The organism is Staphylococcus sp. HMSC057A08 (genome assembly GCF_001812925.1).
Lineage (GTDB): Bacteria > Bacillota > Bacilli > Staphylococcales > Staphylococcaceae > Staphylococcus > Staphylococcus hominis.
This window is the reverse complement of record NZ_KV810854.1, coordinates 1-15,095: the sequence shown is the minus strand read 5'-3', so window position 1 is coordinate 15,095 and position 15,095 is coordinate 1. Positions and strand designations below refer to the sequence as shown.

Annotated in this window: 11 protein-coding genes and 1 pseudogene; 4 read left to right on the top strand and 8 right to left on the bottom strand. The window is 30.7% G+C overall.

Annotated elements, in window-relative coordinates; genetic code table 11:
- A pseudogene (locus HMPREF2881_RS11650) lies at positions 1-340 on the top strand (alanine--glyoxylate aminotransferase family protein); the annotation flags it as partial.
- Positions 330-1,925 (top strand): phosphoglycerate dehydrogenase, encoded by a 1,596-nt coding sequence (gene serA / locus HMPREF2881_RS04670; protein ID WP_002487982.1) that lies wholly within the window; start codon positions 330-332, stop codon positions 1,923-1,925. The pseudogene HMPREF2881_RS11650 and the gene serA, both read left to right, overlap by 11 nt.
- Positions 1,926-1,972: 47 nt before the next feature.
- Here serA and HMPREF2881_RS04665 read toward each other — a convergent pair whose 3' ends face one another.
- The 3 genes from HMPREF2881_RS04665 to HMPREF2881_RS04655 all read right to left on the bottom strand — a co-directional run bounded on the left by HMPREF2881_RS04665 (position 1,973) and on the right by HMPREF2881_RS04655 (position 5,839).
- On the bottom strand, positions 1,973-3,100 hold the full coding sequence (locus HMPREF2881_RS04665) for an HAD family hydrolase (RefSeq protein ID WP_002487992.1): 1,128 nt from the start codon (positions 3,098-3,100) through the stop codon (positions 1,973-1,975).
- Positions 3,101-3,295: 195 nt separating this feature from the next.
- Positions 3,296-4,756, bottom strand: coding sequence for an N-acetylglucosamine-specific PTS transporter subunit IIBC (gene nagE, locus HMPREF2881_RS04660; protein WP_002488000.1), 1,461 nt, complete (start codon positions 4,754-4,756; stop codon positions 3,296-3,298).
- Between the two features lie 465 nt (positions 4,757-5,221).
- Positions 5,222-5,839, bottom strand: coding sequence for a lysophospholipid acyltransferase family protein (locus HMPREF2881_RS04655; RefSeq protein ID WP_002448288.1), 618 nt, complete (start codon positions 5,837-5,839; stop codon positions 5,222-5,224).
- 167 nt (positions 5,840-6,006) lie between these two features.
- On the opposite strand from HMPREF2881_RS04655, the gene HMPREF2881_RS04650 reads away from it, so the two are divergent.
- Entirely contained in the window at positions 6,007-7,263 is a 1,257-nt protein-coding gene (locus HMPREF2881_RS04650; RefSeq protein ID WP_002455201.1) for a S1C family serine protease, read from the top strand.
- A gap of 66 nt (positions 7,264-7,329) precedes the next feature.
- Here the strand turns inward: HMPREF2881_RS04650 and tyrS are convergent, their stop codons facing one another.
- Entirely contained in the window at positions 7,330-8,592 is a 1,263-nt protein-coding gene (tyrS, locus tag HMPREF2881_RS04645; RefSeq protein WP_002487995.1) for a tyrosine--tRNA ligase, read from the bottom strand.
- A 345-nt stretch (positions 8,593-8,937) separates the two neighbouring features.
- Between tyrS and HMPREF2881_RS04640 the strand changes: the two genes are divergently transcribed.
- A complete protein-coding gene (locus HMPREF2881_RS04640; RefSeq protein WP_002448304.1) occupies positions 8,938-9,825 on the top strand; it encodes a transglycosylase domain-containing protein in 888 nt (295 codons plus the stop codon).
- Positions 9,826-10,096: 271 nt separating this feature from the next.
- On the opposite strand, the gene HMPREF2881_RS04635 is transcribed toward HMPREF2881_RS04640, so the two are convergent.
- From HMPREF2881_RS04635 to HMPREF2881_RS11805, 4 genes are all read right to left on the bottom strand, one after another.
- The gene (locus tag HMPREF2881_RS04635) at positions 10,097-11,764 is read right to left on the bottom strand and encodes a formate--tetrahydrofolate ligase (RefSeq protein ID WP_002448301.1); all 1,668 of its coding nucleotides are present in this window, start codon (positions 11,762-11,764) and stop codon (positions 10,097-10,099) included.
- Positions 11,765-12,012: 248 nt separating this feature from the next.
- Positions 12,013-13,002, bottom strand: coding sequence for a catabolite control protein A (gene ccpA, locus HMPREF2881_RS04630; RefSeq protein WP_002455197.1), 990 nt, complete (start codon positions 13,000-13,002; stop codon positions 12,013-12,015).
- 262 nt (positions 13,003-13,264) lie between these two features.
- Positions 13,265-14,356 (bottom strand): bifunctional 3-deoxy-7-phosphoheptulonate synthase/chorismate mutase, encoded by a 1,092-nt coding sequence (locus tag HMPREF2881_RS04625; RefSeq protein WP_002487996.1) that lies wholly within the window; start codon positions 14,354-14,356, stop codon positions 13,265-13,267.
- Positions 14,357-14,577: 221 nt separating this feature from the next.
- Positions 14,578-15,095: hypothetical protein (locus tag HMPREF2881_RS11805; protein ID WP_176744868.1), on the bottom strand; the 518-nt coding region annotated here is incomplete at its 5' end.

Sequence of the window (15,095 nt, the reverse complement as noted above, 5' to 3'; positions counted from 1 at the left end):
AGATGGTTTAAGAGAAAGTTTAAAAGCATTAGATTTAAAATTATTAGTTACTAAAGACTCATATGCCTCTCCTACTGTTACTTCTTTTATCCCTCACGATAAAGACGAATTAACATATATTAAATCAACACTAAAATCAAGATTTAATATTACTATTGCTGGTGGTCAAGGCAAATTAAAAGGAACCATTTTGAGAATTGGTCACATGGGAAAAGTGTCACCTTTTGATATTTTATCTGTTGTTTCAGCTTTAGAGATAATTCTTACAGATTATCGTAAAGTCAATTATATTGGTAAAGCTACGTTAAAATTTACGGAGGTAATTCAACATGACGCATAATATTTTAGTTTCAGATCCAATTTCAGAAGAAGGTTTACAAAGTTTAATCCATCATCCTGATTTTAAGGTTGATTTTAAGTCTGGTTTAACTGAAGAAGAACTTGTCGATATTATTCCTAACTATCAAGGGTTAATCGTACGTAGTCAAACTCAAGTCACAGAATCTATTATTAACCATGCTTCAAACTTAAAAGTTATCGCTAGAGCCGGTGTAGGTGTGGATAATATTGATATAAAATCAGCAACTCTAAACGGTATACTCGTTGTAAATGCTCCCGATGGAAATACGATTTCTGCTACTGAGCACTCAGTTGCTATGATTCTAGCAATGGCACGAAATATTCCGCAAGCTTACACATCACTAAAGAATAAAGAATGGAATCGTAAAGCATTTAAAGGAGTTGAATTATATCAAAAAGTATTAGGCGTCATTGGAGCAGGACGTATTGGTTTAGGTGTAGCAGAAAGATTAAAAAGTTTTGGTATGACTGTTTTAGCTTATGATCCTTTTTTGACTAAAGAAAAAGCCGAGCAACTTGGAATTGAACTAGCAACGATTGATGAAATTGCTCAACGTTCAGATTTTGTTACCGTTCACACACCGTTAACACCTAAAACAAAAGGAATTATCGATGCTCATTTTTTTAATCAAGCCAAACCAACGTTACAAATTATTAATGTAGCTAGAGGCGGAATTATTAATGAAAACGACTTGCTTAATGCTTTAAATCAACATCAAATTGCTAGAGCAGCATTAGACGTATTTGAAAATGAACCTCCCCTAGATTCACCGCTTCTCGATCATAAAAATATTATTGTAACTCCTCATTTAGGTGCATCTACGATTGAAGCACAAGAAAAAGTAGCTGTATCCGTTGCTGAAGAAATCATTGATATTTTAGAAAATGGTAATGTTACAAATGCAGTCAATGCACCTAAGTTAAACTTAAACCATATTGATGAGAAGACACAACAATGGCTTCGTATTAGCCAGCTTTCAGGTGAATTGGCAATTCAATTATTAGATGATGCACCTAGAGAGATTAAAGTGACTTTTAACGGAGAAAATGCTAAAAAAGAATCTGATTTAATTACTCGATCAATCGTCACGTCAATTTTAAAACAAAATTTAGGTGAACGCGTGAACTTAATTAATGCTATTGCATTATTAAACGAACAAGGTATCACTCATCATATTGAAAATCGTGCTTCACAAGGAACATTCAGCAATTATATTCAAATTAATTTGATAAGTGAACATGAAGAAGTAAAAATTGGTGCAACTGTAATAGATGGATTTGGTGCACGTATTGTAAGAATTAATGATTATTCAGTAGATTTTAAACCCAATACTTATCAATTTATTTCTTATCATAAAGACTTACCAGGAATGGTAGGTTTAACAGGTCAACTACTCGGTAAACATGATATCAATATTGCTTCAATGTCTTTAGGAAGAAGTTCTGAAGGTGGACAAGCAATGATGATTCTGTCAATAGATCAACCTATTACTCAACAAGTTATTAAAGAATTATATGAGATTGGTGATTTTGATAACATCTACGGTACAACTTTATCAATATAATAAATAAGAAAGGAACGACGATAATATTCGGCGTTCCTTTCTTTTTATTATTTATTAAGTAGAATATGTCTGATGTCACAAATATGATTAACAATATAGTCAGCACCGTGTTGCTCTAGGTCTTCTTTTGCTTCTTTCCCACTTAAACCAGTTAAAGTACCTATAAATGTTGCCCCAATCTTTTTAGCACATAATAAATCCGCTAATGAATCACCAACAATAAATACATCATTCTCATTAACAATATGTTTTTGATTTTGAATATAGTGCAAATAATCTCCCTCATTGTTTCCATAAAGAGTTGCAATATAACTAAATGGATTAGGTTTACCTAGTGTCCCTTCTTTTGGAAATACTGACTCAGCTTTCAATACTTCACTCGCTGTGACAATATGATTTTCATTAAAAAAAGATTTAAGACCAAAGGACTCAAATGGAACAATTGTTTCTGTTCTTGGTCTACCAGTTGCAATGGCAATGTTAAAACCTGCTTGTTTTATATCATTTAATAATGTTTTAATTTCTTCCACAGGACGTAAGATCTTTTCTTCATAAATAAAACCAGACTTAGGAATAGACAAAGGAGTAAGCTTTTCTACTTTTTCATATAAAGTTGTTCCTAAATACCATTCTTGATATACTGCTCTAGCTAAATTCCAAAGTGGACTTTTTAAATTAAATAATTTAGCATTTTCAATATTTAATTGATCTTTTGCGTAATCTTCTAATTCAAGATAAATATTCTCTTTACCACTTTGACTATTTTGAATAAATTTTAACGGTACTGCATAATTAACTTTAAATTGATAATTATAAGATTGTAATTCACGTAGAGTCTCAACTGAAAACGTTTCAACATGAGTCACTTGTCTAATTGTTTCTGAATCCAACTGTTTCAAGAGATGGATGAAATGAATACTAAATACAACAAATAACATATCCCAGTTAGAATTAAGGCCTAAAGATTTTAATTGATTTAAAATTTGATCGTTTAAAAATACTTGTGTTCTTATATCTTCAATTAATTCATCATTCATATGATTAAAATTTTGAGCGCTATCTAAACCTAAAAAATCATCACTCTTTAATAGTTCTTCAACTGTTAAGGCAGATACATCAAAGCAACGTTCTTCACTTAAAAACACACCATCTACATCAAATAAAATTGATTTCATCGACATCTCTCCATTTTTTGACTATTCTGATACTTATAATCATAACGAACATTTATATAAAGTCAATGTAATAAAAATAAGAGCCAATGCTTAAAATCTAGCATTAGCTCTTTTATATAAATAATATTTATCAATAGGACTATAGTGTAACAAATGATTTGGACATATAATGTCGCTTTTATTGTTTCTGTTGAATTATTTCATCTGTTTTTCAATTTCATCTGCTACTTGTTGAACATGTGTACCAATAATTACTTGTGTTGAATGGTGGCCATTTTTCGTCACCCCAACAGCTCCAGCATTTCTAATTTTTTGTTCATCAATAATCGTATTATCTTTTAGTTCTAAACGAAGTCGTGTAGCACAGTTTGTTAAACTATCGATATTAGATTTTCCACCTAAACCTTCTAATATTTGTGTAGCTGGTTGATGATATTTTCCACTTTTTGATTTATCTATAGTTGTCGTTTCTTCTACTATTGGATCAGCTAGTAAGTTATCACCACGTCCTATTGTATTTAAATTCAATACTTTAATCATAATTCTAAAAATAACATAATATAAAATAAAGAATACAATACCTTGAACTAATAGCATTAAAGGGTGATTAGCGACTGGATTAATGAGTGATAAAACATAATCAATTAATCCTGCACTAAATGAGAATCCCGCAGTCCACTGAAATAGAGATGCAATAAATAATGAAAGCCCTGTTAATAAGGCATGTATGATAAAAAGTACAGGTGCAACAAACATAAATGCAAATTCAATTGGCTCTGTAACTCCTACTACAAAGGCTGAAATAGCACTTGCTAAAAACCATCCCCATATTTGCTTTTGTTGCTTTGTCTCAGCACTGTGATACATTGCAAGTGCTGCTGCTGGTATACCAAACATCATAATTGGGAAGAAACCTGCTTGATAACGTCCTGTTATACCTTTTACTGCATCTACACCTGTTTGGAATTTACCAATATCATTAATTCCTGCTGTATCGAACCAAAATACTGCATTCAATGCATGATGTAAACCAGTAGGAATAAGTAGTCGATTAAAGACACCATATAAAAATGCTCCGAATGAACCAAAACCTACTAACCATTCTCCAAATGCAACAATGCCTGAAAAGACCATAGGCCAAATAAATAATAGTATAACTGCTAATATAGTACTAAAAAATACAGTCATAATAGGTACTAATCGTTTACCACTAAAAAATGACAAGGCCATAGGTAATTCAACTTCACTAAATTTATTAAAAGAATATGCTGCAATTAACCCGATAATAATACCAAGAAATACATTAGAATTATCCATTTTTGTAAAGCCTAAGTTAACTGCTTTTTCTTTTATATTAAATAACGTAGCCACATTTTCTGGATTTAATACTTTCGTTACCATGGCATATCCTAACGCACCTGCCAAAGCAACGGCACCATCGTTCTTTTTAGCCATACCAATAGCTACACCGATAGCAAAAATTAATCCTAATTGTCCTAAAATAGCTGTTCCTACAATTGAAAAGAACATGGCTACTGTGGGAAGAACATGAAGTGCATTTAGTAAGTTACCTATCCCAGTTATGATTGCTCCTGCTGGTAAAACTGCTACAGGGAGCATTAACGATCTTCCGAGATTTTGAAAGAATTTAAACATCTTTTATCCTCCTTTATTTATTAAAAATTATATTTTTTATGTATTTAGTCCAATATATAATCTACCATATTTGTAAGCGGTTACGCTATATGTTTATTTTATATAAATAGACAATGTGATGACAAAATAAAAAAGATACGCTTTAACCAATAAAGATTAAAACGTATATATATTTAATAAGATATTATAAATGATTTTTATTATTGATTGAGATAATTAACTGGTATTTTACTTCAAATCTATTTTTTTATTAAATAATCTTTCCGCATTAACTAAATAAAAATGATTAAAGACAAAATAACAAGAACCATACGTTAGGTAATATATGGTACTAACGGAAAATAGATTTCTTAAAACTTGTCATTTTCACTCATGGTACTCCTATCATCCATTTATCAATTATTTATAAAAAAAGAAGATTCTCTATTTAGAAAATCTTCTGATGAATAATGCTATCAATATCTATTAAAGACGTTCTTGAATAAGATGAAGTTCATGTTGTAACTGTGCTGTACGTCTTTCTATTTCTTTAGTTAGAAAATCAATTTTTTCGTTACGCTTTAAATCTTTAGGTATGTCAGATTGATAAATAGGTTTACCAAATTTAATCATCGCTTGACCAGTGACTAAACCATGTAACTTCGTTGGTCCAACATAAGCAGCTGGTAAGATTGGTGCTTTACCTAGCATAGCAATCGTTGCAGCTCCACGTTTTAAAGGCGCGCCTTCAACTGAAGTTCTATGACCTGTTGGGAAGATACCTACTGTTTTATGATCTTTCAATAATTTAACAGGTTGTTTTAACGTACTAGGTCCCGGATTTTCTCGATCTACTGGAAAAGCATTTAAAGATCTTAAAAATTTGCCACCCCATTTATTACTAAATAATTCTTTTTTAGCCATATAATGAATTTCATTTGGAATTAAAGCTAATCCTAATAAAATCACTTCATTATAACTTTCATGGGTACAAGTCACAACATATTTACTATCTTTAGGAATGTTCTCTTTACCTACAATATGTAATGAACGTGCCATTTTTACGATTATTAATTCTAAAAATTTACTAATAAATTTATACATTTTGTCACCTACTTCTAAGTTTCTACACTTAGTCGATTTTATCATTAACTTATCACGTGAACAAGATTTTAAAAGATACATCTTAAGACTGATAGCTATTTACTAGAAATATTTAAATATTTTCTTCATAATTGAGATAATGGTTAAAATATATACGGAGGTTTAATATGACAGAATATAATCAATATTTTCAATCCAGCGATTATCAGCATTCACGTCCACCTAAACCGAAGTTTCCATGGTTTAGAATTATTATTATTGCTCTAATCGCTGGTATCATAGGAGCATTAATTGTTTTAGGAGTTAATCGACTTATGAATGGAGATGATTCAAATAGTGGTGGATCTCAAGTCCAACAGGCTACGAATGATAAAGGTGGCAATGTGTTAGACGGTAAAAGTGATAAATATAAATCGGTTAATGCCATGATCAAAGATGTTTCTCCTGCTATTGTAGGTGTCATCAATATGCAAAAGGCAACAAGTTTTGACGATTTATTACAAGGTAAATCAACTAAGGCACAAGAAGCCGGTATCGGTTCTGGTGTTATTTATCAAATTAACAACAATTCTGCTTATATCGTCACTAATAATCACGTTATTGATGGTGCATCACAAATTAAAGTACAATTACATAACGGTAAACAAGTAGAAGCAAAGCTTGTAGGTACAGATGCAGTTTCAGATATTGCAGTTTTAAAAATCGATTCTCAAAAAGGAATTAAAGCAATGAAATTCGCAAATTCTTCTAAAGTTCAAACTGGCGATAGTGTTTTCGCAATGGGTAACCCACTTGGCTTAGAATTTGCTAACTCAGTAACATCAGGTATTATTTCTGCAAATGAACGTACAATTGAATCTAATACCACTTCTGGTGGAACTAAAGTAAATGTGCTACAAACAGATGCAGCAATTAATCCCGGTAACTCTGGTGGTGCATTAGTAGATGTTAATGGTAATTTAGTAGGTATTAATTCAATGAAAATTGCTGCTGACCAAGTTGAAGGTATTGGTTTTGCAATCCCAAGTAATGAAGTTAGAGTTACAATTGAACAACTCGTTAAACATGGTAAAGTAGAACGTCCTTCAATTGGAATAGGGTTACTTAACTTAAGTGATATTCCAGATTCTTATAAAAAAGAATTAAAAACTGATCGTGATACTGGTGTGTATATTGCAAAAGTTAGCCACTCTAGTGAATTAAAAGTTGGCGATATCATTACTAAAGTAGATAGTAAAAAAGTAGATGATGATACCGATCTAAGAACGTACTTATATCAAAATAAAAAGCCAGGTGAAACCGTGAAGTTGACTGTTATACGTGATGGTAAAACTAAAGACGTATCAGTCACTCTTAAAAATCAAAAATCAATATCTTCGCAATCATATAATTCTGAAGATAATAATAGTCAATTTATTCGATAATAAATAACGAGGTTAATCCAAAATAATGGATTAACCTCGTTTTCAATATATTCTTCTCAGATAAGATTATTTATAATTTACCATGAAGTATTTTTTCTTACCACGGCGAATAATTGTAAATTCATTATCAAATTTATCTTCATCAGTTAAGTTGTAATCAACAGACTGTTCTCTTTCACCATTAATATAAATTGCTCCATTGTTTACATCTTCTCTTGCTTGTCGTTTTGAGGAAGCAATTCCAGATTCAATTAAAACATCAATAATGTTAGTTGTTGCTTTAGAAACTTCAACTTGAGGTACTTCTTTAAACCCTGCTTTGATATCTTTAATTGATAAAGATTTTAAATCACCTTTAAATAATGCTTCTGAAATTCTAATTGCATCATCAAGTGCTTCTTTACCATGAATAAATTCTGTTACATTTTCAGCAAGTGCTTTTTGAGCTTCTCGTAAATGTGGTGCTTCATCTCTAGATTGTTCAAGGCGATTAATATCTTCTTTACTTAAGAATGTAAAGTATTTTAAGAATTTAATAACATCTTCATCCGATTGATTAATCCAGAATTGATAAAATTCATACGGTGTTGTTTTTTCAGCATCTAACCAAACAGCTCCAGATTCTGATTTCCCAAACTTTTTACCATCAGACTTTGTCACTAATGGAATAGTTAAACCATAAGCTTCTGTTTGACCATACATACGTCGCATTAACTCAATACCACTTGTAATATTACCCCATTGATCAGAACCACCAACTTGAATTTTACAATTAAGTTCACGATTTAAGTGGCCAAAGTCAATTGCTTGTAAAATAGTATAGGTAAATTCTGTATATGAAATTCCATTTTCTAATCGTGATTGAATTGAATCTTTACCTAGCATATAATTGACACCTACATGTTTACCATAATCACGTAGGAAACTTATTAGTGAAATTTGACTTAACCAGTCTCTATTATTAACGAGTACGGCTCCTTTATCTGTGCCAAATTCAAATAGTTTATGCATTTGAGCGCTTAAGCCTTCAACATTTTTTGCTACTTGATCTTCAGTTTGTAATACACGTTCTTCAGATTTACCAGATGGGTCTCCAATCATACCAGTGCCTCCACCAATAAGTACTATTGGACGATGACCATGTTCTTGGAATCGACGTAATGTCATAAATGGTAAAAGATGACCAATATGTAAACTATCAGCAGTTGGATCTGCACCACAATACAACGTTACTTGTTCTTTATTTAATAAATCTTCAATACCTTGTTCATCAGTTTGTTGATAAATTAAACCTCTCCATTGTAATTCTTCTAGTAATGCATTTGACATAGTTATATCCTCCTATAAAATTTATTTTTATTAAATAAAAAAGCACCCTCACAACAATGTAAGGGCGCTTATGCACGTTACCACCATACTTAACAATTCAAATAGAATTGTTTACTCTATTAATGATACGCTCATTAATAAACGTTGAATAAATAAGTATGAGGTGTATTCATATATAAACACATGTTAGTTCACAGCATCCACTAACTCTCTGTTAAGTTAATTTATATATTACTTCTCCTCTTATTCAATACATATTGAATTGATAATAATTATAAAAAAACCTCTTCTAAAAGTCAAATATGCTAGATATGATATACTGTATTTAATTTGAGGAGGACTACCATGAAATTATTATTTAAAGATATTCAATTTAAAACGTTTGAAAAAAATTATAAATTTATAAAACATATTATGGTAGGCCTTTTGAGTATTATAGTTTTAGGTTCTATACTTATTGTTCTTGGTACTGCTACTTATTTTCATCATCTTACTCAAGAAGCTTCAAATATAAGTGATACTGAATTGAAACACCGCGTACTACACTTTTCAGGTGATGAGATTTTGAATCACGATAAAAATATTTTAACTGAGTATGATCATTCTCAAAACTCTCTCATCGTAGGTCCAAAACATGTAAATTCAAACGTAATTAAAGCATTAATATCTTCTGAAGACACATTATTTTTTAAACATGATGGAATTTTACCAAAAGCGTTAATAAGAGCAATGATACAAGATGTTTTAAGTTTAAATTCTCGTTCTGGCGGAAGTACAATTACACAACAATTAATAAAGAATCAAGTCTTAACAAATGAAAAAACATATAGTCGTAAGGCAAATGAAATTATATTAGCGATGCGTCTTGAAAAAATATTATCTAAAAATGAAATTATTTATACATATTTAAATATTGTACCGTTTGGACGCGATTATAATGGTGCAAATATAACTGGAATTGCATCTGCTTCCTATAGTTTATTTAACGTTCCCCCCTCCAAGTTAAATGTTGCACAATCCGCTTATCTTGTTGGCTTATTGCAAAGTCCTTATACGTATACACCGTATGAAAATAATGGTGATTTGAAGGCTTATAACGAAGTTAAAATTAGTATTGACCGTCAGCATTATGTATTAAAACGAATGCTAGTGGAAGGGGTAATTACTAAAAAGACATATCAACAGGCAAAACAATATACTATTTATGATCATTTATTAACTAAGCCTCAATGAATCAATCAATATCTTTTATCGCACTTTATATTAATTTAAATAGTTTATGAGTATTGAATTTAAAAGACTTTTAAAATAAATGTATGATAGTAATAACACAAAATATCGATATATCATTTAAATTACCTGAAATTCGTCTTTTAATTGGTTTTGTCGCTAAATTACTTGTCTTTTCACATGCAGTTTTACCAACAAAATGATGAAATTTGTTGGTAAAACAAAGAAACGTCTGAGACAGTAAAAGTCTCAAACGTTTTTTCTTTAATCTAAATTAGAATAATCCTACTGCATGACCTTCATCAGTGACATCCATGTTTAATGCCGCTGGTTTTTTAGGTAATCCCGGCATTGTCATAATTGCACCTGTTAATGCAACAATAAATCCAGCGCCTGTTTTAGCTTCTAATTCTCTGATAGTTATATCAAAATCAGTTGGTGCGCCTAAAGCGGTTGCATCATCACTAAATGAGTACTGTGTTTTAGCCATACAGATTGGATATTTGCCCCATCCATTGTCGGTAAATTCTTTTAATTGTCTTTTTGCTTTTTTACTGAACGTTACTGAAGAACCACCATAGATTTCTTTTACAATTGTTTCAATTTTTTCTTCTAATGATTGATCTAAATCATACAAGAATTTAAATTCTTGTGGTTGATCGATGACTTCAAGAACTTGATTAGCAAGATCAACGCCACCTTTACCACCTTTCTCCCATACTTCTGTTAAGGCAATTCGTACATTATTTTCTTTAGCCCAAGCTTTAACTGCTTCAGTTTCATCTTCAGTATCATGTACAAATGCATTTAAAGCAACCACAGGTTCTACTCCAAATTTTCTAATATTATTAACATGACGCTCTAAATTAACAATACCAGATTTAACTGCTTCGACATTTTCTTCTTTTAGATTATCTTTAGCAACACCTCCATGCATTTTTAACGCACGAACAGTAGCTACTAGGACAACTGCAGAAGGTTCAAAGCCTGCTTCACGTGCTTTGATGTCTATAAATTTTTCAGCGCCTAAATCTGAACCAAAGCCTGCTTCTGTAACAACAATATCTGCCAAATCACGTGCAGTTTCAGTTGCTAAAATCGAGTTACAACCATGAGCAATATTAGCAAATGGCCCACCATGTACAAGTGCTGGTGTTCCTTCAATAGTTTGTACTAAATTAGGTTTAATTGCATCTTTAAGTATCATTGCAAGAGCGCCTTCAACTTTTAAGTCTGCAACAGTAATTGGTTTACGTTCACGAGTATAACCAACTGTAATACGACTGATTTTTTCTTTTAAATCATTAATATTACGAGCTAAACATAAAATCGCCATTATTTCAGATGCTACAGTGATATTGAAACCATCTTCACGTGGAACACCGTTAGTTGGTCCACCTAACCCAACGATGACATTACGTAATGCACGATCATTCATATCAAGTACACGTTTCCATTCAACACGACGTACATCAATTGCTAAATCATTACCTTGATGAATGTGATTGTCTATAAATGCTGATAATGCATTATTCGCTGTTGTAATTGCATGGAAATCACCGTTAAAGTGTAAATTAATATCTTCCATAGGTAAAACCTGCGCATATCCCCCACCAGTAGCGCCACCTTTAATTCCGAAAGTTGGCCCTAAAGCAGGTTCACGCAAAGCAACCATAACATTTTTATTTAACTCATTAAAAGCATCAGCTAAGCCTACTGTGACAGTTGATTTACCTTCACCAGCTGGTGTAGGACTCATTGCAGTTACTAAGACAACTTTACCTTTTTCATCTCTTGATTGAATTTGATTAATATCAATTTTAGCTTTGTAGTGTCCATATTGCTCTAAAGCATGTTCAGGTATTCCTGCTTTTTTCGCAATGTCTCCAATTGATTTTAATTCTGATTGATTAGCAATATCTAAATCTGATAAATGTGCCAAATTATTTCAACCCCTTGTTTAAAATAAATTTTATGTAATAAGATATTTAGAAATAACTACCAAACCATCTTACTACTTTATAATAACTAACAAATAAATATATGTCGAATACTTGATAGCGTTTACAAAAATTTAATTTTATTTATAATCAATTTAGCAATATTAAAAGGGTTTACATAATTTTATTATAGTAACTTATATATTAAAAAAGGATAAAATTTTGATTTTATCCTTTTTTTTACATTACTTTAATTAGTAGTGTTTCGATATTCAATTCTATGTGGTAAAACTACATTAGGTTCTGCAATGTCTTCTTCATTCATAAATTTAGTAAGAAGACGCATACCTACTGCCCCGATGTCATATAATGGTTGAATGACACTAGATAGTTTAGGTCTAACCATTTCTACCAAACGCGTATTATTAAAACTAACGATTTGTAGTTCTTCTGGAACTTTTATTCCAGCATCAAGAGCACTATGCAAAATACCAATTGCTTGTTCATCACTAATAGATAATATAGCATCAGGCAAATTATTTTTTAATTTTTCAAAGACATTCACTCCGTCTTTATAGCTTTCTGAACCTGATAATTCTATAGTGTTATTTAACTTTAATTGATGTTTGTTTAAAGCATCCTTTAAACCACTTAGTACATCTTCTTGAGCCTTTTTAGAATAATCTCCACTTACAAGTACAAAATCTTTTGCGCCTGTTTTAATAAGTTGTTCTGTAACTTCTCTGGCAGCTTTAGCAAAATCGATATTAACAGATGCGATATTGTCATCTTTACCATTTGTTGCAGATACTACTACTGGAACTGAAGAATGATTAATTAAATCTTTGATTTCATCAGAAATTGTACCACCTAAAAAGATAATGCCATCTACTTGTTTACTTAACAAATTATTAAAAATTTCTTTTTCTTTTTCTGGATCATTGTCTGAATTAGAAATGATAGAGTGGTACTTATACATTGTTGCAATATCTTCAATACCTCTAGCAAGTTGAGAATAATAAATATTAGAGATATCGGGTATAATAACGCCTACTGTAGTTGTACGTTTACTAGCTAGTCCTCTTGCAACAGCATTTGGTCTATAATTTAATCTTTGAATAACATCATTTACTTTTTTACGTGTTTCTGGTTTTACATTTTGATTGCCATTAACTACTCGTGATACAGTTGCCATAGATACACGAGCTTCTCTAGCTACATCATATATAGTTACCGTCATAATTTCCTCCTTGTAAGCGTTTCATTTATTATTATTACGTGTTTTCATTTCATTTTCAAAGTTTATCATAAATTGGTAATGTGTCAAATATATAAGACTTATATTCACAATTGTGTCAAATTTTAGTTAATAGATTTAATAAAATCAAAATAAAACTATTCGTTTTAACTAAAAAAGAACAATATAGAAGTTAAATATAAAACTTTCTATATTGCCCTAAATTTTAGTAAAATGAATAGCTAGTAAATTAAAGGATGATGTTTTATTTAAGTTGTTTAGAGTTGTACATGTCAGCTAATGGCTTTAATTCATTATAAAATTTATCAAACTCATTTAAATCCATTTGTTGACCACTATCACTTAAAGCTACTGATGGATTTGGATGTACTTCTGCCATTACTCCGTCTGCACCCACTGCAAGTGCTGCTTTTGCAGTCGGTAACATAATATCCTTACGTCCTGTACTATGTGTAACATCTACCATTACTGGTAAGTGAGTACCTTGTTTTAAGATAGGTACGGCAGAAATATCAAGTGTATTACGAGTAGCTTTTTCATAAGTACGAATACCACGTTCACATAGAATAATATTTTTATTACCTTGAGAAGCAATGTATTCAGCTGCAAATGTAAATTCCTCAATAGTAGCTGATAAACCACGTTTTAATAAGATTGGCTTATTTGTACGTCCAGCTTCTTTAAGTAATTCAAAATTTTGCATATTTCTTGCACCAATTTGGAAGACATCTAAGTATTCATCAGCAATTTCGAAATCAGCTGGATTTACAATTTCACTAACAACATTAAGATTGAACTTATCTTTAACATTTTTCAATATTTTAAGCCCTTCAATTCCTAATCCTTGGAAATCGTATGGTGATGTTCTTGGTTTAAATGCACCGCCTCTAATGAATTTCTCACCTTTGGCTTGTAAATCACGAGCTACTGCATCAACTTGTTCTTGAGATTCAACAGAGCATGGACCAAATACAAATGATTTATTTCCATCACCAATAACTCCACCGTTATCAAATTTTACAATTGTATCTTCCGGTTTTAATTTTCTTGAAACATATAAGTGTTTTTCATTTTCTGATTTTTGTAAATCAGTAGACGCTTTAAAGATTTCTTTAAACAATTGTTTAATTACATTATCATTAAATGGTCCGTTATTACGATCCATTAATTCATTAATCATTTCTTTTTCTCGTTGAGGGTCATAAACTTTAGTACCTTGCTTAATTTTTTCTTCTCCTATTTTTTGAGCTAATTCCCCTCTTTTTGATAATATGTCTAGAATTTGATTATTAATTGAAATTATCTCTTCCCTGTATTGTTCTAACTTTGTAGACATTCATACTCACCTCAATAAATTTTACTATACTAAATTATATTACTTTAAAGCGGTAAAATAATTGTATTTAGATAGTATTCTAACAATTACATTAAAAATGTTCAACTATAAATCGAATAAATTTTCTAATATTTCTGAATTATTAAAATTAATATAATTAATAATACTATATAAAGAATTAAAAGAGCAATGTAAAATATTACACTGCTCTTTTAAAAATATTAATCATTAAATGTACGTTTTTCTATTTTACTATTTGCTTTTTCAGCTCTTTGTTGTTGCTTTGGCGTTTTGTTTTTATTTTGATTTTTTTGATTCTGATTTTTACGTTTTTGATTATGTTTTTTATTTTTTTGATTTGAATTTGATTGAGATGGTTGATGTTGGTGAGTAATAACTCCTTTTTCAAATTTAGCATCATGGTGAGTTTGTTTATTTTTTGTTATTTCTTCATCTTTATTAAATGACTTATGATTTTTAGTTATCAAATTAGGCACTTTATCATATTTAGAAGATGTTATTGGTGCCTCCTCAAATAATTTTTGAGTATTACTTGCTACATCTTTATTATCTTTTAACTTAGCTTGCTTAGTTCTAGCTGCCGATGCAATTTTAGAAGCTTGTGATTCATTTTCGCTGTTTTGAGTTTGATGACTTCTTGCTGGATTAGATAATTGATTTATTTCTGATTCATTTTGAACTGCACGACGTTGTGCTGCAAGTGCATCTGTTTCTTCTT